15 protein-coding genes are annotated in these 20,045 nt (G+C 71.3%); 9 read left to right on the top strand and 6 right to left on the bottom strand.

Features of this window, described 5'->3' with window-relative positions; translation table 11 throughout:
• Nucleotide 1 precedes the first annotated feature (1 nt).
• The 3 genes from nhaA to ACZ7M2_RS44170 all read right to left on the bottom strand — a co-directional run bounded on the left by nhaA (nt 2) and on the right by ACZ7M2_RS44170 (nt 7,213).
• Nucleotides 2–1,402 carry a Na+/H+ antiporter NhaA gene (nhaA, locus tag ACZ7M2_RS44180; RefSeq protein ID WP_471600111.1) on the bottom strand — a complete coding sequence of 467 codons (1,401 nt, stop codon included), beginning with the start codon at nt 1,400–1,402 and terminating at the stop codon, nt 2–4.
• 919 nt (nt 1,403–2,321) lie between these two features.
• Nucleotides 2,322–4,322 (bottom strand): acetate--CoA ligase, encoded by a 2,001-nt coding sequence (acs, locus tag ACZ7M2_RS44175; protein ID WP_471600110.1) that lies wholly within the window; start codon nt 4,320–4,322, stop codon nt 2,322–2,324.
• 476 nt (nt 4,323–4,798) lie between these two features.
• Nucleotides 4,799–7,213: a bifunctional SulP family inorganic anion transporter/carbonic anhydrase gene (locus ACZ7M2_RS44170; protein WP_471600109.1), complete on the bottom strand. Its 2,415-nt coding sequence runs from the start codon at nt 7,211–7,213 to the stop codon at nt 4,799–4,801.
• A gap of 334 nt (nt 7,214–7,547) precedes the next feature.
• Here ACZ7M2_RS44170 and ACZ7M2_RS44165 point away from each other — a divergent pair, with 334 nt between their 5' ends.
• Nucleotides 7,548–8,810 (top strand): polysaccharide deacetylase family protein, encoded by a 1,263-nt coding sequence (locus tag ACZ7M2_RS44165; protein WP_471600108.1) that lies wholly within the window; start codon nt 7,548–7,550, stop codon nt 8,808–8,810.
• Here ACZ7M2_RS44165 and ACZ7M2_RS44160 read toward each other — a convergent pair.
• Nucleotides 8,800–9,780 (bottom strand): ATP-binding protein, encoded by a 981-nt coding sequence (locus ACZ7M2_RS44160; protein ID WP_471600107.1) that lies wholly within the window; start codon nt 9,778–9,780, stop codon nt 8,800–8,802. The two genes, ACZ7M2_RS44165 and ACZ7M2_RS44160, sit on opposite strands and share 11 nt — an antisense overlap.
• Nucleotides 9,781–9,881: 101 nt before the next feature.
• Here ACZ7M2_RS44160 and ACZ7M2_RS44155 point away from each other — a divergent pair, with 101 nt between their 5' ends.
• A complete protein-coding gene (locus ACZ7M2_RS44155) occupies nt 9,882–10,706 on the top strand; it encodes a Fic family protein (RefSeq protein WP_471600106.1) in 825 nt (274 codons plus the stop codon).
• A 359-nt stretch (nt 10,707–11,065) separates the two neighbouring features.
• On the opposite strand, the gene ACZ7M2_RS44150 is transcribed toward ACZ7M2_RS44155, so the two are convergent.
• Nucleotides 11,066–11,899 (bottom strand): HAD family hydrolase, encoded by an 834-nt coding sequence (locus ACZ7M2_RS44150; protein ID WP_471600105.1) that lies wholly within the window; start codon nt 11,897–11,899, stop codon nt 11,066–11,068.
• Nucleotides 11,900–12,496: 597 nt separating this feature from the next.
• Between ACZ7M2_RS44150 and ssd the strand changes: the two genes are divergently transcribed.
• The 7 genes from ssd to ACZ7M2_RS44115 all read left to right on the top strand — a co-directional run bounded on the left by ssd (nt 12,497) and on the right by ACZ7M2_RS44115 (nt 17,563).
• A complete protein-coding gene (ssd, locus tag ACZ7M2_RS44145; protein ID WP_471600104.1) occupies nt 12,497–13,591 on the top strand; it encodes a septum site-determining protein Ssd in 1,095 nt (364 codons plus the stop codon).
• Nucleotides 13,588–14,775 carry a TadA family conjugal transfer-associated ATPase gene (locus ACZ7M2_RS44140; RefSeq protein WP_471600103.1) on the top strand — a complete coding sequence of 396 codons (1,188 nt, stop codon included), beginning with the start codon at nt 13,588–13,590 and terminating at the stop codon, nt 14,773–14,775. Before ssd ends, ACZ7M2_RS44140 begins: the two co-directional genes overlap by 4 nt.
• Complete coding sequence (locus tag ACZ7M2_RS44135; RefSeq protein WP_471600102.1) at nt 14,775–15,644, top strand: type II secretion system F family protein; 870 nt, start codon at nt 14,775–14,777, stop codon at nt 15,642–15,644. Before ACZ7M2_RS44140 ends, ACZ7M2_RS44135 begins: the two co-directional genes overlap by 1 nt.
• Complete coding sequence (locus ACZ7M2_RS44130) at nt 15,641–16,423, top strand: type II secretion system F family protein (protein ID WP_471600101.1); 783 nt, start codon at nt 15,641–15,643, stop codon at nt 16,421–16,423. Before ACZ7M2_RS44135 ends, ACZ7M2_RS44130 begins: the two co-directional genes overlap by 4 nt.
• 72 nt (nt 16,424–16,495) lie before the next feature.
• Nucleotides 16,496–16,702 carry a DUF4244 domain-containing protein gene (locus tag ACZ7M2_RS44125; RefSeq protein ID WP_403691763.1) on the top strand — a complete coding sequence of 69 codons (207 nt, stop codon included), beginning with the start codon at nt 16,496–16,498 and terminating at the stop codon, nt 16,700–16,702.
• A complete protein-coding gene (locus tag ACZ7M2_RS44120) occupies nt 16,689–17,120 on the top strand; it encodes a TadE family type IV pilus minor pilin (protein WP_471600100.1) in 432 nt (143 codons plus the stop codon). The genes ACZ7M2_RS44125 and ACZ7M2_RS44120 overlap by 14 nt, the downstream gene beginning before the upstream one ends.
• The gene (locus ACZ7M2_RS44115; protein ID WP_471600099.1) at nt 17,117–17,563 is read left to right on the top strand and encodes an Rv3654c family TadE-like protein; all 447 of its coding nucleotides are present in this window, start codon (nt 17,117–17,119) and stop codon (nt 17,561–17,563) included. Before ACZ7M2_RS44120 ends, ACZ7M2_RS44115 begins: the two co-directional genes overlap by 4 nt.
• Here the strand turns inward: ACZ7M2_RS44115 and ACZ7M2_RS44110 are convergent.
• Nucleotides 17,529–19,982: a DEAD/DEAH box helicase gene (locus ACZ7M2_RS44110; protein ID WP_471600098.1), complete on the bottom strand. Its 2,454-nt coding sequence runs from the start codon at nt 19,980–19,982 to the stop codon at nt 17,529–17,531. The two genes, ACZ7M2_RS44115 and ACZ7M2_RS44110, sit on opposite strands and share 35 nt — an antisense overlap.
• Between the last annotated feature and the right edge of the window lie 63 nt (nt 19,983–20,045).

Genomic DNA, 20,045 nt, shown 5'->3' with positions numbered 1-20,045 from the left:
ATCATGCCGGACCGTCGTTCTCCTCGCTTGCCCCGCCCGCCACTTCGGCAAGCCTTCGGTGCTCGGCGGCCTTCCGTTCGTGGATCTCGGCCATCCGCAGGTGGTACGCCGGGTTGTTCTGCTCGTAGATGTCGGGGATGCCGTCGCTGTCCTCGTCGAGCTCCTCGGCCTCGTACAGCGCACGGTACTTGGCGTTGCGTACCTTCAGCAGCGTCGTGGCGAGTACGGCGGCTATGAGGGAGCCGATCAGTACGGCGGCCTTGACCTCGTCGGTGAGTACCGGGTCGTTCTTGAAGGCGAGTTCGCCGATGAGGAGGGAGACGGTGAAGCCGATTCCGGCGAGGGAGGCGACGGCGAAGACGTCGGGCCAGACGAGGTCCTCACTGAGCGAGGCCCTGGTGAACCGGGCGGCCAGCCAGGTCCCCCCGAAAATGCCCACGGCTTTCCCGACGACGAGTCCCAGCACGACACCGAGTGTCTCGGGCCGCGTGAACACGTCACCGATCGCCCCGCCGGAGACGACGACCCCGGCGCTGAAGAGCGCGAACAGCGGCACGGCGAGCCCGGCGGAAAGGGGCCGTACAAGATGCTCGATGTGCTCCCCGGGTGAGTGCTCCTCGCCCTCGCGCGGGTGACAGCGCAGCATCAGCCCCATCGCGACGCCGGAGATGGTGGCATGGACGCCGCTGTTGTACATCAGCCCCCAGATGACGAGCGCGAGCGGCACATACACGTACCACCCGCGTACGCCCTTGCGTAGCAGTACCCAGAACACGCCGAGCCCGACGACGGCCCCGCCCAGCGCGCCGAAGTCGATGTGGTCGGTGAAGAAGATCGCGATGATGAGAATCGCGAACAGGTCGTCGACGACGGCGAGGGTGAGCAGGAAGGCGCGCAGGGCGGAGGGCAGGGAGGTGCCGATCACGGCGAGTACGGCGAGGGCGAAGGCGATGTCGGTGGCGGTGGGTACGGCCCACCCGCCGAGGGATCCGCCCCCGATCGCATTGGTGAGGGTGTAGACCAGCGCGGGTACGGCCATTCCGCACACGGCCGCGACGACGGGCAGTATCGCGGCCTTCGGGTCGCGCAGATCCCCCGCCACCAGCTCTCGCTTGAGTTCGATACCGGCGACGAAGAAGAACACGGCCAGCAGTCCGTCCGCCGCCCAGTGCTGAACGGACAGGTTCAGCCCGAGCGCGGAGGGCCCGAGATGGAACTGACTGACGCTCGCGTAACTGTCCCGCAGCGGCGTGTTGGCCCACACCAGCGCGGCAACCGCCGCGACGAGCAACAGCACCCCACCGACGGTCTCGGTCCGCAACGCATCCGCGACGAAGTTCCGCTCGGGCAGGGACAGGCGCCCGAGGAGCTTGCGGTTGTTGGCGCTGGGCGTCGTCGCCACGGCGGGACCTCCGGGTAGTTACGGCTGTTCACTGACCGCCGCCACACGGGATCGCTGACGGCACCGCCGACCAGACTTCCCGGCACACCCTGAGGCCACTACTTTACCTTGCCATTACGGCCAGATATTTCGCGTTACGGACGTATGGTGCGCAAGAGGGTGAGTGGCCGCGCAGACATGCCGGGGCGCGCCCCGGCACCGACGAGGGCTGGACGTGATGGCGCACGGCCGCGCCGCACGGAGCTGCGAGAGCCTGACCGGGACGCGGCGTGGGGGAGCGAGCCCATGGCCGGGTGGCGGCCGCGACGCGAGGCCATGCGGGCGGGGCCTCACCAGGCACGGAGGCCGAAGCGGTGGTAACCGACTCGGCAAAGACCTCACGAGCCTCCAGACCCAGCACGCCCCAGGAGGAGACCTCCCAGTGCCGCGCCGCCGCGGGGAACACGGCCGGGGCCGGGCGCCAGGCCTCAGCGGGGCCACGCAAGCGCGGGGCGGTCAGGGGGTGCGATCCCCGCCGGGGTGCCGGGGCGGAGCCCTCGGGTGGGGTGGGAGCGCAGGGCGGGGCCCAGTGATGTCGGGGGCGCGGGGTCCTAACGATGAGGCGTCGACGGGGGCCGGCGCTAGGGGTGCGGCGGAGTTGTGGGTGCGGCGGTGGATCCTCGTGTGGGGTGCGGGCGCAGGGCGGGGCCCAGTGATGTCGGGGGCGCAGGGTTCCAACGATGAGGCGCGGCGGCCTTGTGGGTGCAAGGGCAGAGCCCCGCGTGGGGTGCGGGCGCGGGGCCCGGCGGTGGCGGCACCGCGCCGTTGGGGGGTGCGGGGCAGAGCCCCGGGTGGGGTGCAGGGGCGGAGCCCCGCAAGGTGGGGGGTGGGGGTGTGTAGGGCCCCCACCCCCAAAAGGGGCGGGTGGGTGGGGGAACCCTCAGTCCTCGCTAGGCGCCGCCGGCAGCTTCGCCTGGATGAGATCCATCACCGTGGAGTCCGTCAACGTCGTGACATCCCCGAGCTCCCGGTTCTCTGCCACGTCACGCAACAACCGCCGCATGATCTTCCCGGACCGGGTCTTCGGCAGCTCGGCCACCGGCAGGACCCGCTTCGGCTTGGCGATCGGACCGAGCGTGGTGCCCACGTGGTTGCGCAGCTCCGCCACCAGACCGGCGTCCTCGGCCGAAGCCGTCCCGCGCAGGATGACGAAGGCGACGATGGCCTGGCCGGTGGTCTCGTCCGCCGCGCCCACGACCGCCGCCTCGGCGACCGCCGGGTGGGAGACGAGCGCCGACTCGACCTCGGTCGTCGAGATGTTGTGCCCGGACACGAGCATCACGTCGTCGACCCGCCCGAGGAGCCAGATGTCCCCGTCGTCGTCCTTCTTCGCGCCGTCCCCGGCGAAGTACTTGCCCTCGAAGCGCGACCAGTACGTGTCGAGGAACCGCTGGTCGTCGCGCCAGATCGTGCGCAGCATCGACGGCCACGGCTCGGTGAGCACCAGGTACCCGCCACCCCCGTTGGGAACCTCCCGCGCCTCGTCGTCGACCACGGTCGCCGAGATTCCCGGCAACGGCCGCTGCGCCGACCCCGGCTTGGTCTCGGTGACCCCCGGCAGCGGCGAGATCATCATCGCGCCGGTCTCGGTCTGCCACCACGTGTCCACGATGGGCGTCCGGTCACCGCCGATGTGCTTGCGGTACCAGATCCACGCCTCGGGGTTGATCGGCTCACCCACGGACCCCAGCACCCGCAGACTGCTGAGATCGAACTTCGCGGGGATGTCGTCCCCCCACTTCATGAACGTACGGATCGCGGTGGGCGCCGTGTAGAGAATCGTCACCCCGTACTTCTGCACGATCTCCCAGAACCGCCCCTGGTGCGGCGTGTCCGGCGTCCCCTCGTACATCACCTGTGTCGCGCCGTTCGAGAGAGGCCCGTACGTGATGTACGAGTGCCCGGTGACCCAGCCGATGTCGGCCGTGCACCAGTACACGTCGGTCTCCGGCTTGAGGTCGAAGACGGCGTGGTGGGTGTACGAGGCCTGCGTGAGGTACCCGCCCGAGGTGTGCAGGATGCCCTTCGGCTTCCCCGTGGTCCCGGAGGTGTAGAGGATGAACAGCGGCTGCTCGGCGTCGAAAGCCTCCGGCGTGTGCTCGGCGGACTGCCGCTCGACGATGTCGTGCCACCACACGTCGCGGCCCTCGGTCCAGTCGACCTCCTGGCCGGTACGGCGGACCACCAGCACCTTGTCGACCCCGTCGACCCGGTTCACCGCGTCGTCGACGGCCGGCTTGAGCGCGGACGGCTTGCCGCGCCGGTAACCGCCGTCAGAGGTGATGACCAGCTTGGCGTCCGCGTCCTGGATGCGCGTGGCGATCGCGTCCGCGGAGAATCCGCCGAAGACGACCGAATGCGCCGCGCCGATCCGTGCACACGCCAGCATCGCGACGACGGCCTCGGGGATCATCGGCAGATAGACGGCGACCCGGTCGCCCTTCCCGACGCCCAGCTCGATCAGTGCGTTGGCGGCCTTGCTCACCTCGTCCTTGAGCTCGGCGTAGGTGATCGCCCGGCTGTCACCGGGCTCGCCCTCGAAGTGGATGGCGACACGGTCTCCGTGCCCCGCCTCCACATGCCGGTCGACGCAGTTGTACGCGACGTTCAGCTTCCCGTCGGCGAACCACTTCGCGAACGGCGGGTTCGACCAGTCCAGCGTTTCGGTCGGCTCGGTGGCCCAGGTCAGCCGGCGGGCCTGCTCGGCCCAGAAGCCGAGCCTGTCAGCCTTGGCCTGCTCATACGCCTCCGCGGTGACATTGGCGTTCGCCGCCAGGTCGGCGGGCGGCGCGAACCTGCGCTCTTCCTTCAGCAGGTTGGCCAGGCTTTCGTTGCTCACGACATCTCCCTTTCCCAGGGTGTCCGTTGTGTCCCAGGCCACAGCTCATCAGACCGGGGGCCTCGATGACAAGGGCCGACCTCAAATTGGTTTAGACCTATCGAGGAGCTGAAGCCCCTTCAGAACTACGCACCGGGCATGCATGGGGTACGCACTCCGAGCCACGTACGGACAGACACGCGGGTTCATCCGGCAACCATTCCCGCCACCACCCCCCATGTGGATGCCATGACACATGCGACGCCCGGGCGTGTCGCGCCCCCTCTATGTCCGCCCCCTCTACGTCCGCCCCTCGACGCCCGGCCCCTCACACCTGGCCTGCACGCTCGACCCCCGCACCCGACCCCCGCACCCGACCCCCGCACCGGATCCCCGCACCCGGCCCCGGCAAGGGGCCCCGGCGGGGCTCCGCAAGGGTGCCCCGCGCCCATACACCCGCCTCATCCCTACACACGGCGTGGTGCGCACCCCCGCCGAGCGGGGCCGCGCACCACGCCTAGGTCACACGGGCGGCGAGGTCAGGCGGGGTGCCGCAGATCCTCCGTCGCCCCCACGTGATCGAACAGCTCGCCGTCGTCGCGTTCGACCAGCAGATACGCCTGCGCCTCCCCGACGTGGAAGTACATCCCGTGCAGCTCGAGCGCACCCTCCCGCAGGGCCCGCGCCACGGACTCGTGCGCCCGCAGATGCTCCAACTGCTGCACCACGTTGGTCAGACACAGCTGCTCCACCGCGTCGGCCGGCGCCCGCCCGGCGAGCCGGGCCCAGGGACGGTTCTTGGCGGCCATCCGCTCCAGACTGGGCACCCCGTGCCGCAGCCACCGCTTGAGCGGGGTCTGCGCTCCGCCGGGCTCCGCGGTCAACAGCGCCTGCATGGCCCCGCACCCGGAGTGCCCGCACACCGTGATGGATCGCACATGCAGCACGTCCACCGCGTACTCGATCGCCGCGGCCACCGAGTCGTCCCCGCTCTCCTCCCCGGGCCTCGGCACGAGGTTGCCCACGTTGCGTACGACGAACAGGTCGCCCGGTCCGCTGGAGGTGATCATCGACGTGACGAGCCGCGAGTCGGCACAGGTCAGGAACAGCTGCGACGGCCGCTGCCCTTCCCGCGCCAGCCGTGCCAACTCACCCCGCACCAGGGGCGCGGTGTTGCGCTGGAACGCGCTGATTCCACGCGCCAGTTGATGCCCGCTCTGTCCGCTGCGGCCATCGCGCCCGGCGGCATCGGACGCGCCGTCCGGCCCCTCCGCCCCGTCTGCCGGGCCCGCTCCCCCCGACCGGTCGTCGGCGGATGCGGGCTGCGGACCGGCGGAGGGTTCGCAGTGGTGGTTGCGCCATGGCGTCCAGGGGCGGCAGCGGCAGTGGGAGGGGCCCGCGGGCTCGGCGATCCGGGTGCCGGTCCGCCCGGTCAACTCGACGGTGCCACCTCGCGCGACATGCGCGTTCTGCCAGTCCTGAAGGGACTCGTATGCCGCGTGGTCCATGAACGATCCGTCCAACTCCAGGACCACATGCGCCCCTTGGGGTACCAGGTGCAGGGCGCGGCTGAGCCGAGGCACCGCGAGGAACGTCAACTGCCCTCGTACTCGTACGTGATGGACTTCTCCTCTCTCTTCATGCGTGATGCGCGTGCGGGCGAGGCGGTGCAGGGCGACGGCGACGGCCACGGAGACCCCCAGCACCACGCCCTCGAGAACACCGAGGCACACGACGCCGAGCGTGGTGACGACGTACACCAGCACTTCGCGGTGGCGGGTGACCGTGCGGATGTGGTGCAGGGACACCATCTGGATGCCGACGGCCATCACCAGGGCGGCGAGCGATGCGAGGGGGATCAGCTCCAGGATCGGGACCATCAGCAGCGCGGCAACTACTACGAAAACGCCGTGCAGCATCGTGGAGTTCCGGCTCACGGCACCGGCTTGCACATTCGCCGAACTGCGCACGGCGACCCCGGCGACGGGCAGCCCGCCGAGCGCGCCGGAGACGACATTGGCGGCGCCCTGACCGAGCAGCTCCCGGTTCAGGTCGGAGCGGCCCACCCGGGCTTGCTGCGCGGGCCGCCTCGCCACCAGCTTGTCCACGGCCACGGCGCCGAGCAGCGACTGCACACTGCACACCAGTGTGACAGTGAGGACGGCGGCGGCGATCCCGAGCACCGGCCCCTCGGGCAGCCCGGCCAGCGCGTGACTGCTCCAGGACGGCAGGTCGACCTTGGGCAGGACCAGCCCGGTGAGTGAGGCGGTCAGGGTGGCCCCTGCGACGGCGACGAGCGCGGCCGGCACGGTGCGCAGGACGTGTCCGACCCGTCCGGGAATCCGTGGCCAGGCGAAGAGGAGCGTCAGTGTCAGCACGCTCATCGAGACCGCCGCGGGGTGAACGTGCGCCAACTGGTTGGGCAGCGCGCGCAGGTTGTCGAGCACGGAGCTCTGCGGGGTGCCGCCCAGCACGATGTGCAACTGGGCGACGGCGATGGTCACACCGATGCCGGCGAGCATGCCGTGCACGATCGCGGGGCTGACGGCGAGCGCCGTGCGGGCCACGCGCAGGCATCCCAGGCCCAGCTGGGCGACTCCGGCGAGGACGGTGATGGCGCAGGTCGCACGCCATCCGTAGCGGTGGATGAGGTCGGCGGTGACGACCGTGAGCCCGGCGGCGGGCCCGCTCACCTGGAGCGGTGAGCCGCCGATCCGGGCCGCGACGATTCCGCCCACGGCGGCGGCGACGAGGCCCGACTGGAGCGGCGCGCCGGTGGCGAGCGCGATGCCGAGGGACAGGGGCAGGGCGATCAGGAAGACCGCGATCGAGGCCGACAGATCGGCGCCCGCGATACGGAATCGGCGGGGCGGGGTCGGCGGGGGGCTGTGGGGTTGATGGATGCGCCTGGGCCGAGTCGAGTCGGCGGCGCGGGTGGGGACGCAGGCAGACATTCCCGTCTCCTCCGGGGCAGCGCGGTCGCGGAACAGGTGGTCCCCGTCCAGAGAGGACGGGGGCGGATCGCGGCCGTGGGTCACGGCGTGCAGTGGCGGGACTTTCAAAGCTCGGTAAACGGATCGTAATCCAGAGTAAAGCTCTCATGCGGACTTTAGTGGCAAATGGGGCAGCAAGTCACTCTCGTGGGTGAAGCAGGCTTTTTATCGGCTTGTCGTATTTATTCGCTCTCGGCCTCGTGCGACCTTGACGGCGCTGTCGGCATTTCGCCGCACAACACCCTAGAACGCCCAAAGCGGCGTTGCTCTGACAGAAGGAAGAAGGTGGGCGGAGATGGCCGCCACCCAGAGGATCGCCGCGGGCGTAGCAGTCGCCGCGGCCTGCGCCACGGCGCTCGCCGGTTGCGCCACCGGCTCCAAGGAAGGCACGCACGGCGCGAACGAGGCGGCGGGGGCCCCGGCACCCCAGAGCGCGGTCCGCCTGATCGGTGACGGCTCCACCGCGTACACCGGAGCGCAGCCGCATCTGCCCAAGCCCGAGCGGTTGAAGCCCGGTCAGAAGCCCCCGCAGTTCGTGGTCTTCTCGTGGGACGGCGCCGGCGAGGACAGCCAGAAGCTCTTTTCGCACTTCCGCAAGGTCGCCAAGGACAACGGGGCGACGATGACCTACTTCCTGAGCGGCGTGTACCTGCTGCCGGAGGACAAGCGCGAGCTGTACAAGCCGCCGGAGCACTCGCCGGGAAGCTCGGAGATCGGCTTCAATGACGAGAAGGGCATCAAGGACACCGTCGAGCAGCTACGCGGTGCGTGGCTGGAGGGCAACGAGATCGGCACGCACTTCAATGGCCACTTCTGTGGTGCGGACGGCGGTGTCGGCGAGTGGTCGGTCGCGGAGTGGAAGAGCGAGATCGCCCAGGCGAAGGCGTTCGTGAAGTCCTGGAAGACCAACGCGGCCATGAAGAACGCGGCTCCGCTGCCCTTCGACTACGACAAGGAGCTCATCGGCGCCCGCACGCCCTGCCTGGAGGGCCAGAAGAACTTCATGAAGGCGGCCCGGCAGCTGGGCTTCCGCTATGACACCAGCGGCGTCAACAACCAGGTCTGGCCCAAGAAGAAGAACGGCCTGTGGGATCTGTCGATGCAGTTGGTCCCCTTCCCCGGGCACACCTTCGAGCAGCTCACCATGGACTACAACTTCATGGTCAACCAGTCGGGCACACAGACCCAGGGCGACCCCGACAAGCAGGAGTACTGGGGCAACCAGATGCGTGACGGCCTGCTCAAGGGCTTCGACCGCGCCTATGACGGCAACCGCGCGCCGCTGATCATCGGCAACCACTTCGAGTCCTGGAACGGCGGCACCTACATGCGTGCCATCGACCAGGTCGTGGAGAACGTCTGCAACAAGCCCGACGTCCGCTGCGTCTCCTTCCGGCAACTCGCCGACTGGCTCGACGCCCAGGACCCGTCCACGCTGGACAGGCTGCGCGGCCTCAACGTCGGAGAGGTCCCGAAGCAGGGCTGGGCGTCGTTCCTGTCGGGCCGCCCCGCCCCGGCTCCGAAGGGCATCCCGGGGGCGCCGGCCCTCAAGCCGTAGCCACCAGTCCCTCTCCCAGCACGAAACCGGGGTCGACCTGCGCCGCCAGGTCGGCCCCGGTCCTCTCGTTGCCCCAGCTGCCCGCGTTCTTCAGGTGGAAGTGCACCATCTGGCGCGTGTAGCGCTCCCAGTCCCGCAGCTCGTACGTGGCGTCGGCGGCGGTCTGCAGGGTGCGCAGGGAGCGGCGGTTGGAGTCCTCCAGGAGCTCGAACCGGGGTGGGCGGCCCTTCTCCATGGCGCGCACCCAGTCCGAGTGCCCGACGGTGACCAGGAGGTCGTCACCGACCTCGGCGCGGAGGAAGTCGATGTCGTCCTGGCCCTGCACCTTGTTGCCGACGACCTTCAGGATGACTCCGAAGTCGCGGGCGTACTCCTTGTACTGCCGATAGACGGAGACCCCCTTCCGGGTCGGCTCGGCGACCAGGAACGTGATGTCGAAGCGGGTGAACATGCCGGACGCGAAGGAGTCGGAGCCCGCCGTCATGTCGACGACGACGTACTCGCTCTGGCCGTCGACGAGATGGTTCAGGCAGAGCTCCACTGCACCGGTCTTGGAGTGGTAGCAAGCCACTCCCAAATCGGCCTCGCTGAAGGGGCCGGTCACCATCAAACGGACGGCGCCGTCGTCGAGTTCCACCGGCCGCGCACAGGCGTCGTACACCGGATTGTTCTCGCGTACCCGCAGCAGTCGGGACCCCTCACCGGGCGGGGTCGTCTTGATCATTGTCTCGGCGGACGTGATGCGCGGATTGGAGCCGCGCAGGTAGTCCTTGATCAGCTTTAGCCGCGGGCCCATGGCGGGCAGCCCGGCGGCCACCGCCTCGTCGAGGCCGAGGGCGGTCCCCAGGTGTTGGTTGATGTCGGCGTCCACCGCGACGACCGGCGATCCCGAGGCCGCGAGGTGGCGGATGAAGAGGGAGGACAGGGTCGTCTTGCCGCTGCCGCCCTTCCCTACGAAAGCAATTTTCATGTTCACCAAGGGTAGTGGGACGATTGCGTACGGTGCCCTGGTGACGTGAAGAAGACCACTCCTTCGTGGGGTGGGCCGCCGGGGTGCGTAGGGTCGTACTCATGAGTACGACAGGCGCGACCGCCGATCCGCTCGCGGCCCTGGGCTCGCTGCCCGGCGTGGCCGAATCCGTCGAATCCGTCCGCAAGGCGGTGGACCGGGTCTACGGACACAGGATCATGCGGCGCCGCAGCAACGAGATCACTTCCGAGGCCGCACTGCGGGGCGCCCGTGGTTCCGCGGCGCTGTCCGGCGCCGACTGGGCCCTCGAAGAGGTACGCCGCCGCACCGACTTCAGCGGTGACGACGAGGCCCAGACGGTCGGCGCGGCCCTGCGGCTGACCGCCGAGGCGGGCCAACTCCTGTCCATCTGGCGACAGTCGCCCCTCCGGGTGCTGGCCCGGCTGCACCTCGTCGCGGCCGCGGGCCAGGAGGACACCGTCGGCAGGCCCCGCCAGGACGGCGAACCGGTCGACGAGCCGCTCGTCGAGCTGCCCCTGCCGGACGCGGCCGAGGTGGCCGGCCGGCTCGAAGGGCTCTCGCAGCTGATCATCGCGGGTGGTTCGGCGCCCGCCCTGGTGACGGCTGCCGTCGTGCACGGCGAACTGCTCGCCCTGCGCCCCTTCGGCACCCACAACGGCCTGGTGGCACGCGCGGCCGAGCGCATCGTCCTGGTCGGCAGCGGTCTCGACCCCAAATCGGTCTGCCCGGCGGAGGTCGGTCACGCCGAGCCGGGCCGCGCGGCTTATCTGGCGGCACTGGAAGGCTATGCCTCCGGCACCCCGGAGGGCATGGCGACCTGGATCGCCCACTGCGGCAGGGCGATTGAACTGGGAGCCAGGGAGTCGACAGCTGTCTGCGAGGCGCTTCAGCGGGGCGCGGCGTAAGTCCCCGGACAGGGTTGCGGCGGTACGAGTTTTCGTACCGCCGCTGGCATGCTCACCGGGTTACCAAGCGTCCTCGATATGTTGCCCATCAGGTCGGGAACTCCTGCCCGTCACCTGGTGCGGCTGGCCCGTAATCGACGGGTCGACGTCGCGTGGGTGCTCGATGTCCATGCGCGGTCCGTGGGGCCTTGGTTGCGTTTGAAGGTGATCCTTTCGGATGTCCTTGGTCTCGCGGGCCGTTAAACCCTTTCTACTCCTGGTCCAGAGGAAGCGGAACCCCTGACTGTACTTCTTTACTTTTAGGTTCAAATGGGAGTGAATCGGGACGTAGATATGCCGCACGCGCTCGCGTGACGCGCTCACATCACTGTCGCGCGCCGTTTGCTCGCGTACCAGACGAGTCCCGCGGTGGCCGCCGCCGCTCCTATCGCGGCCGCCGCGACGAGCGCCGGACGCGGCGGCACCGACAGCGCGGGCAGCCGCTGCTTGAGCCGGACCGGCCGGTGGAAGTCCAGAATCGGCCACGAGCGGGCAAGCGCCTCGCGTCGCAGCGCACGGTCCGGATTCACCGCGTGGGGATGGCCGACGGCCTCCAGCATCGGAACGTCGGTCGCGGAGTCGCTGTAGGCGTAGCAGCGCGCGAGGTCGTACCCCTCGGACGCGGCCAGCTCCTTGACCGCCTCGGCCTTCGTCGGCCCGTACGCGTAGTACTCCACTTCTCCGGTGAAGCAGCCGTCCTCGCCGACGACCATGCGCGTGGCCACCACCCGGTCCGCGCCGAGCAGCTCTCCGATCGGCTCGACCACCTCCGCCCCGGACGTGGAGACGATCACGACGTCGCGCCCGGCGGTGTGGTGCTCCTCGATGAGGGAGGCGGCCTCGTCGTAAATGATCGGGTCGATCAGGTCGTGCAGCGTCTCGGCGACGATCTCCTTGACCTGCTGGACGTTCCAGCCCCGGCACAGCGCGGACAGGTACGCGCGCATCCGCTCCATCTGATCGTGGTCCGCGCCGCCCGCCATGAAGACGAACTGGGCGTATGCGGTGCGCAACACGGCCCTTCGGTTGATCAGCCCGCCTTGGTAGAACGACTTGCTGAACGTGAGCGTGCTCGACTTCGCAATGACCGTCTTGTCCAGGTCAAAGAATGCTGCCGTGCGAGGCAAGGAGTGGTTTTCCACGGGCCCGAGCATATGCGCCCACCATTCGGGCTAGTGTGGGGCGCGTGGGTTTGCCTGAGAGGGCTCTCGGGTACACCATGGAAGTCACGGATCGTTCGCGACCGTGCTAACCCGGTCCGACTCCTCCCCCCCCGAGTCGGCCGTGGGGACGACCCCCGCTCTCCCCCCCGGCGGGGGTCGTCGCATGTCCGGATGGGTTTTTCCCCTCTTTCGCGCGGCCCCGGGCCCCCCGTTGTCACCGCTGTGGCCGCCCCTTTCGCGCACCCATGATTCGTCACTCTACGTGTCCGTGAGGCTGCTCTGCGGAAGTCACAGGCGACTCACCGGTATGGGTGAAGGCGATATTCACAACCACTGAGTTGTCCACAGTTATTGACCAAGATCCACACGATTTTCTGGATCGCTGCACCGTGATTCCAGCGCGTCCCGCTCGCGGCGAGTTCCTCGCGGCAAGTTCATGGCGGGTTCCGTTTGTCGGACGCGTTTGGCCGGTTCGTATCGGCCGGTCATATGGAGGCCGCTTGCCGGTTCTTCACACGAGCGGGAATCGCGGGTCCGCAGAGGACCTTGCGAGCACCGCGCAAGGAGCAGCGAAGGGGGCTGGAGATCGTGGCGGGAGCCATCACACACGACCTGCCGCCCGCCGCCGACGGGCGGCAGGGCGGACCATTGATCGTCACAGAGGACGCCGAACTCCTCGACGACCTGCTGCGCCTGTGCGCCGCGGCAGGCGCGAGGCCGGAAGTCCACCACGGGGTGCCTGAGGGCCGCGGCAGCTGGGAGGCGGCACCGCTCGTCCTGGTCGGCGACGACGCGGCGCGGCGCGTACGCGGAGCAGCGCGCCGACGCGGAGTCGTGCTGGTCGGCCGGGACCAGGACGACTCCGGCGTCTGGAAACGGGCTGTCGAGATCGGAGCCGACCACGTCCTGATGCTTCCGGACGGCGAGCAGTGGCTCGTCGACCGCATCGCCGACGTGGCCGAGGGAGTCGGCCGACCCGCGCTCACCGTCGGCGTGATCGGCGGTCGCGGCGGGGCCGGAGCCTCCACGCTGGCCTGCGCGCTCGCCGTCACCTCCGCGCGCGAGGGACGCCGCACCCTCCTCGTGGACGCGGATCCCCTGGGTGGCGGACTCGACGTACTCCTGGGCGGAGAGGCCGCCGAAGGCCTGCGCTGGCCGGCGTTCGCCGCCTCCCGCGGCAGGGTCGGCGGCGGCGCCCTGGAGGAGTCCCTTCCCGAACTGCACGCGCTGCGCGTCCTCAGCTGGGACCGCGGCGACTCCGTCACCATCCCGGCGCAGGCCGTCCGCGCGGTCCTGGCCGCCGCCAGACGGCGCGGCGGCACCGTGGTCGTCGACCTGCCCCGCCGCGTCGACGAAGGAGTCGCGGAAGCCCTCGCCCAGCTCGACCTCGGACTGCTGGTCGTCCCCGCCGATCTGCGCTCCGTCGCGGCGGCCAAACGGGTGGCGTCCGTGGTCGGCATGGTCCTGCGTGATCTGCGCGTCGCGGTCCGCGGCCCCTACGCGCCGGGTCTCGACGACCGTGAGGTGGCTCGCCTGCTCGGACTGCCACTGGTCGGCGAAGTGCCCGCGGAGTCCGCGCCGCTGGACGCCGGTGTGCCACCCGGGGGAGCGGCGCGCGGGCCGCTCGCCCGGTTCTGCGTGGCCTTCTGGCAGCGGGTTCCGGTGGAAGGCGGGGGCGTATGAGCCGGGAGGCGGGCACGGGGACCGGCGCGGGACTGCTGGACGGCGTACGGCAGTGGCTCGCCGAGAGCGGGTCGGAACCGACTCCCGCGCGCGTGGCACAGGCCCTGCGCGAGCAGGGGCGAGTCCTCGGAGACGCCGAAGTCCTCGGCGCCGCCGAGCGGTTGCGCTCCGAGCTGGTCGGCAGTGGGCCGCTGGAGCCGCTGCTCGCCGACCCGTCGGTGACCGACGTCCTGGTGTCCGCGCCGGACCGGGTGTGGGTGGACCGGGGCGGTGGCCTGGAACTGACGACCGTCTCCTTTCCGGACGCGGCGGCCGTACGACGCCTCGCGCAGCGCCTCGCGGCCGTGGCCGGGCGAAGGCTCGACGACGCCCGCCCCTGGGTCGACGCCCGGCTTCCGGACGGCACCCGCTTGCACGCGGTGCTGCCCCCGGTGGCCGTCGGCTCCACCTGCCTGTCACTGCGGGTCGTACGGCCGCGCGCGTTCACCCTCGATGAGTTGGTGGCGGCGGGGACAGTCCCGCCCGGCGGGGACCGGGTACTCAGAGCCCTGCTGGACGCCCGGCTGTCGTTCCTGATCAGCGGTGGAACCGGAAGCGGCAAGACGACCCTGCTGAGCGCGCTGCTGGGGCTGGTCGGTGCCGGGGAGCGGATCGTGCTGGCCGAGGACTCGGCGGAGCTGCGGCCCGACCATCCCCATGTGGTGCGCCTGGAGGGGCGGCCCGCCAACCAGGAGGGCGTCGGACTCGTGGCGCTGCAGGACCTGCTCCGTCAGGCCCTGCGCATGCGACCGGACCGGCTGGTGGTCGGCGAGGTGCGCGGACCGGAGGTTGTGTCGCTCCTGGCGGCGCTCAACACGGGCCACGAGGGCGGCTGTGGAACGGTGCACGCGAATGCGGCGGCGCAGGTACCGGCTCGGCTGGAGGCCCTGGGCACCGCGGCAGGGCTCGACAGGGCCGCGCTGCACAGCCAGTTGGCGGCGGCGCTGTCCGTGGTCCTGCATCTCGTACGCGACCGGGCCGGGCGGCGGCGGATCGCCGAGGTGCATGTCCTGGAGCGCGATGAGACGGGGTTGGTGGTGACGGTGCCCGCGCTGCGGTGGGGCACGGAGGCGTTCGCGTACGAGCGGGGGTGGGAGCGGCTGCGGGGGCTGCTCCGGGACGGGACCGAGGGGAGTGGGCTGTGATGACGGGGGCCGGTGACATCTCGGTGGGGGCGGCCATGGCGTGTGCCGGGGCGGCGGCCTGGCTGATGGGCGGCTGGGACGCGGGGGCACGCAGGGCGCGGCTGCTGTGCACGGGTGGCGGGGTGGTCGCCACCGGACCGCCGACGTGGGAGCGGGCACGGGCCGAGTGGCGGCGGCTGCGCGGGCGGCTGCGTCCCGAAGGGTGGTCACTGGTCGCCGGGCTGGTGATCGCGGTACTGGGCGCGTCCGTGCTGCCGCTGTTCCTCGGGGCGGCCGGGATGCCGCTGCTCCGCCGAGTACGGCGGGCCGGGGAGGCGCGGCGCGCGGGGGAGCGTCGGGGTGAGGCGGTGATCGCCCTGTGCGGGGCGCTGGCCGGCGAGGTGCGGGCCGGGCATCAGCCGGGCGAGGCACTGCGGAGAGCCGCGCGCCACTCGGGCGGGCTCGGCGAGGCGCAGGCGGTGGTGCTGGCGGCGGCGCGGTTCGGCGGTGATGTGCCGGGCGCGCTCACCGACGCCGCACGGCAGCCGGGGGCCGACGGCCTGGTGGGGCTCGCCGCGTGTTGGCGGGTGGCGGTGGACCGGGGTGCGGGCCTGGCGGCGGGACTCGACCGCCTGGAAGGGGCCCTGTGCGCGGAGCGGGACCAACGGGCTGACCTGCGGGCTCAATTGGCGGGATCTCGATCCACGGCGGTGATGCTCGCGGGGCTGCCCGTTCTGGGCCTTCTGCTCGGTACCGCACTGGGCGCCGACCCGCTGCGCGTGCTGCTGCACAGCGGGCCGGGCCTGGGCTGTCTGGTGGTCGGTGGGGTGCTGGAGGGCGTGGGGCTCTGGTGGGCGCTGCGCATCGTGAGGGGAGCGGAGGCGGCATGAGCACGGAAGTTGTCCACAGGCTGGGGGCGCTCGTGTGCGGGGCGCTGGCGCTGGGGTGGCTGCCGCGAGCGCTCGGCGCGGCGCGGCGTGAGCGAAGGGCGCGCAGAAGGCTGACCGAGCTGCTGGCTCTGGAGAGGACGCCCGAGAGGCGGCACTTCGCGGTCCGGGACGTCGTGCGGCGGTGGCTGCCGGTGGCGGGCGCGGTGTGCGCCGGCTGGGTGCTGGTCGGGGGGCTTGCCGGGGTTGTGGTGGGGCTGCTGGCCGGGTTCGGGGCCTGGCGGTGGCGGGAGCGACGCAGACCGGGGCCGGTGGAGGAGTACGACGTGGCGCTGGCCGCCCGGCAACTCCCCCTGGCGGCCGACCTGGTCGCGGCCTGTATCGCGGCGGGGGCGGACCCCGTGGTCGCGGCGCGGGCGGTCGGCGAGGCCCTGGGCGGACCGGTGGGGGAGCGGCTCGCGCGGGGCGCGGCGGAGGTGCGGCTCGGGGGCGAACCGGTCGAGGCATGGCGGAGGTTGGCGTCGCTCCCGGGCGCGGGGGCGCTGGCACGGCTGCTGGAACGGGCGGGGGAGTCGGGCGTACCGGCGGCCGTGCCGGTCGGGCGGCTCGCCATGGAGGCCCGCGCCGAGCGGGGCCGCGCCGCGACGGCGCGGGCGCGCCGGGCGGCCGTCATGGTCACCGCGCCCGTCGGGCTGTGCTTTCTTCCCGCGTTCCTCGCGATGGGCGTTCTGCCCGTGGTGATCGGGCTGGCGGACGGGGTGTTGGGAGGGGGTGGCGGATGACGGGCGGCGACGTGCGGTGAACGACTGACGACCGAATGACGACCAACAGGTTCGAACCTTACGGGGGTTGAGATGGGCAAGACGGTGGGCGTACGGATGCGGGCGTGGTTGCTGGGTCTGGCGGCGCGCAGGGACGCGGGGATGGTCACCTCCGAGTACGCGGTGGGGGTCCTCGCGGCGGTGGCCTTCGCGGCGGTGCTCTACAAGGTGGTGACGAGCGGCCAGGTAGGCGCGGAGTTGCAGGGCATCGTGGGGCGGGCGCTCAATGCGCCGATGTGATCGCGGGACGGCGGGCCGGGACCGGGACCGGAGCCGCGGCGGGAGTCGGAGTTGGGACCGGAGTCGGAGTTGGGACCGGGGATTCGTGACCGCCGAGGCCGCCGTGGTGCTGCCCTCGCTGGTGCTCGTCGGAATGGCGCTGGTCTGGGCCCTGCTCGCCGCGTCGGCGCAGATCCAGTGCGTGGACGCGGCAAGGGCGGGCGCCCGCGCGGCGGCCCGCCAGGACCCGCCGGACACGGTGCTGGCGACGACCCGCCGCGCGGCACCGCGCGGCGCCAGGGTCACGGTGACCAGGGAGGGCGACCTCGTCCGGGTCACGGTCAAGGCGAGCGCGCCGGGACCGGACGGACTGTCACTGGAGCTCAGCGACGAGGCCGTGGCCCTGGCGGAGGAGACGGTGGGGGTGGTGAGGGGATGAGGGTCCGGAGCCGCGGACACGTCGCGTGGACGGCCGCTTGGAACAGATGGCACACCTACCGGATCCGTTGCTCGGACAGAGGATCGGCCACCGTCTGGACCGTCGGGGCGATCGCCGTGCTGTGTGTGGTGTTCGGGGCCGTCCTGGCCATGGGACAGGCGGTCGTGGTCCGGCACCGTGCGGCGGGGGCGGCCGACCTGGCCGCGCTCGCCGCGGCGGACCACTGGGCGGACGGCGGCACGGCGGCCTGCGCCCAGGCGGACCGGGTGGTGCGGGCCCAGCGCGCCCGGCTGGTGCGGTGCGCCGTGGAGGGCGAGATCTCGGACGTCACAGCCGCGTCGGGCGCCGGCCCCTTCGATGCGGAGGTCAGGTCCAGAGCCGGTCCCGCTAGACCACAGGAGCCGGCGCCTAGACCTCCGGCGCCCCCCGCAGCAGCTCCGTGAGCAGCCGCACAGCGCCCCGTTTGTGCAGCGGCTCGTTCCCGTTGCCGCACTTGGGGGACTGGATGCAGGACGGGCAGCCGGCCTCGCACTCGCAGGACGCGATGGCCTGCCGGGTGGCGGTGAGCCAGGCGCGGGCGGTGTGGAAGGCGCGCTCCGCGAACCCCGCGCCGCCCGGGTGGCCGTCGTAGACGAAGACCGTGGGCAGGAGCGTGTCGGGGTGCAGCGGGATGGACACTCCGCCGATGTCCCAGCGGTCGCAGGTGGCGAACAGCGGGAGCATGCCGATCGACGCGTGCTCGGCGGCGTGCAGGGCGCCGCCGAGGATCTCCGGGCTGATCCGGGCCGCGTCCAGCTGGTCCTCGGTGACCGTCCACCACACGGCGCGCGTGCGGAGCGTACGAGGAGGGAGGTCGAGTTTCGACTCGCCCAGCACTTCACCGGTGATGACACGACGACGCAGGAAGGAGACGACCTGGTTGGTGACTTCGACGGAGCCGTAGCACAACCTGCCCTCGCCCCAGGGGACTTCGATGTCCGTCTCCAGGACGGAGATGGACGTCGTGTCGCGGGCGACCGTCGAATACGGCGGGTTGGCCTCCTCGACCAGGGCGACGGAGTCGTCGAGGTCCAGGTGCTTCACCAGGTACGTACGGCCCTGGTGGAGGTGGACCGCGCCCTCGTGGACCGTGGTGTGCGCGGAGCCCGCGTCGACCGTGCCGAGCAGCCGCCCGGTCCCGGCCTCGACGATCTGTACCGGACTGCCGCCCTCGCCGCGGATGTCGGTCAGGTCGGCGGCCCGCTCCCGACGGGTCCAGTGCCACGCCGTCGTTCGCCGGCGCAGCAGCTTCGCGGCCTCCAGCTGTGGCAGCAGATCCGCGGCGGCCGGGCCGAAGAGCTCCAGATCCTCTTCGGTGAGGGGGATCTCGGAGGCGGCGGCGCACAGGTGCGGGGCGAGGACGTACGGGTTGTCGGGGTCGAGGACGGTGGATTCCACCGGCTGGTCGAACAGGGCCTCGGGGTGGTGCACGAGGAAGGTGTCCAGCGGGTCGTCGCGGGCGACGAGGACGGCGAGTGCGCCCTGCCCCGAGCGGCCGGCGCGGCCCGCCTGTTGCCACAGGGAGGCCCGGGTGCCCGGGTAGCCCGCGATGACGACGGCGTCCAGGCCCGAGACGTCGATGCCGAGTTCGAGGGCGGTGGTGGCGGCGAGGCCGAGGAGTTCGCCGGAGTGCAGGGCGCGCTCCAGGGCGCGGCGTTCCTCGGGGAGGTAGCCGCCGCGGTAGGCGGCCACGCGCCGGGCCAGTGAGCGGTCGATCTCGGCGAGGCGGTCCTGGGCGATCACCGCGATCAGCTCGGCGCCGCGGCGGGATCGTACGAAGGCGACGGAGCGCACGCCCTGGAGGGTCAGGTCGGTGAGGAGGTCGGCCGTCTCGGCGGTGGCGGTACGCCGAACGGGTGCTCCCTTCTCGCCGTGCAGCTCGGTGAGCGGGGGCTCCCAGAGGGCGAACACGAGTTCGCCGCGAGGGGAGGCGTCGTCGGCGATCTCGACGACCGGGAGGCCGGTCAGCCGACGGGCGGCGACCGAGGGCTCCGCGGCGGTCGCGGAGGCCAGCAGGAAGACGGGGGAGGAGCCGTAGCGGGCGCACAGGCGGCGCAGCCTGCGCAGTACCTGGGCCACGTGGGAGCCGAAGACGCCGCGGTAGGTGTGGACCTCGTCGATGACGACGTACTTCAGGGCGCGCAGGAAGGAGGACCAGCGGGGGTGGGAGGGCAATATCCCGCGGTGCAGCATGTCGGGGTTGGTCAGGACGTAGTTGGCGTACTGCCGTACCCACTCGCGTTCCTCGAACGGAGTATCGCCGTCGTACACGGCTGGGCGAACCGCATGGCCCAAGGGTTGTGAAAGTTCCTTCACCGAACGGCGTTGATCGGCTGCAAGGGCCTTTGTGGGGGCCAGATAGAGCGCGGTGGCCCCCCGGCCGTTCGGAGCCTCGGAGCCGTCCAGGAGGGCCGTCAGGACCGGTGTGAGGTATGCCAGGGACTTTCCCGAGGCGGTGCCGGTGGCGACGACCACGGAGTCGCCGTCCAGGGCGTGCTCGGCGGCCAGCGCCTGGTGGGCCCAGGGGTGTTCGACGCCCGCGGCCTGCACCGCGGCGATGACCTCCGGACGGATCCGGTCGGGCCACACGGCATGGCGACCCGCCCGCGGGGGCAAGTGCTCCGTATGAGTGATGCGCGAAGCCCGGCTCGGCCCCGAGGCGAGCCGGTCCAGGACAGTGCCCGGATCGGGGCGGGAAGCGGTGTCCGTCGAGGGTCGATCGGATCGATGATTCTTGGCCATCGGCACCGAGTGTGTCACTGGCGTGACGGACAATGGGGCCAAGGCGTCGTGCACGCCTGCCGGTAAGTGATTGAATGCCATCGCGGCTGGCGAACCGTCCCGGGGGCTCTGCCGAGGTGTCCCTTGGGATGACCGCTCGATAGC

The organism is Streptomyces sp. NPDC111507, assembly GCF_055638955.1.
The sequence above is the reverse complement of the archived record's forward strand: the minus strand, read 5'-3'. Positions and strand labels throughout refer to the sequence as shown.

Excerpts from the sequence above, each read along its gene's own strand:
- ACZ7M2_RS44170 (WP_471600109.1), bottom strand. The coding sequence starts at position 7,213 with ATGTCTGCCTGCGTCCCCACCCGCGCCGCCGACTCGACTCGGCCCAGG.
- ACZ7M2_RS44165 (WP_471600108.1), top strand. The coding sequence starts at position 7,548 with ATGGCCGCCACCCAGAGGATCGCCGCGGGCGTAGCAGTCGCCGCGGCC.
- ACZ7M2_RS44160 (WP_471600107.1), bottom strand. The coding sequence starts at position 9,780 with ATGAAAATTGCTTTCGTAGGGAAGGGCGGCAGCGGCAAGACGACCCTG.
- ACZ7M2_RS44155 (WP_471600106.1), top strand. The coding sequence starts at position 9,882 with ATGAGTACGACAGGCGCGACCGCCGATCCGCTCGCGGCCCTGGGCTCG.
- ACZ7M2_RS44150 (WP_471600105.1), bottom strand. The coding sequence starts at position 11,899 with ATGCTCGGGCCCGTGGAAAACCACTCCTTGCCTCGCACGGCAGCATTC.
- ACZ7M2_RS44140 (WP_471600103.1), top strand. The coding sequence starts at position 13,588 with ATGAGCCGGGAGGCGGGCACGGGGACCGGCGCGGGACTGCTGGACGGC.
- ACZ7M2_RS44135 (WP_471600102.1), top strand. The coding sequence starts at position 14,775 with ATGACGGGGGCCGGTGACATCTCGGTGGGGGCGGCCATGGCGTGTGCC.
- ACZ7M2_RS44130 (WP_471600101.1), top strand. The coding sequence starts at position 15,641 with ATGAGCACGGAAGTTGTCCACAGGCTGGGGGCGCTCGTGTGCGGGGCG.
- ACZ7M2_RS44125 (WP_403691763.1), top strand. The coding sequence starts at position 16,496 with ATGGGCAAGACGGTGGGCGTACGGATGCGGGCGTGGTTGCTGGGTCTG.
- ACZ7M2_RS44120 (WP_471600100.1), top strand. The coding sequence starts at position 16,689 with ATGCGCCGATGTGATCGCGGGACGGCGGGCCGGGACCGGGACCGGAGC.
- ACZ7M2_RS44115 (WP_471600099.1), top strand. The coding sequence starts at position 17,117 with ATGAGGGTCCGGAGCCGCGGACACGTCGCGTGGACGGCCGCTTGGAAC.
- ACZ7M2_RS44110 (WP_471600098.1), bottom strand. The coding sequence starts at position 19,982 with ATGGCATTCAATCACTTACCGGCAGGCGTGCACGACGCCTTGGCCCCA.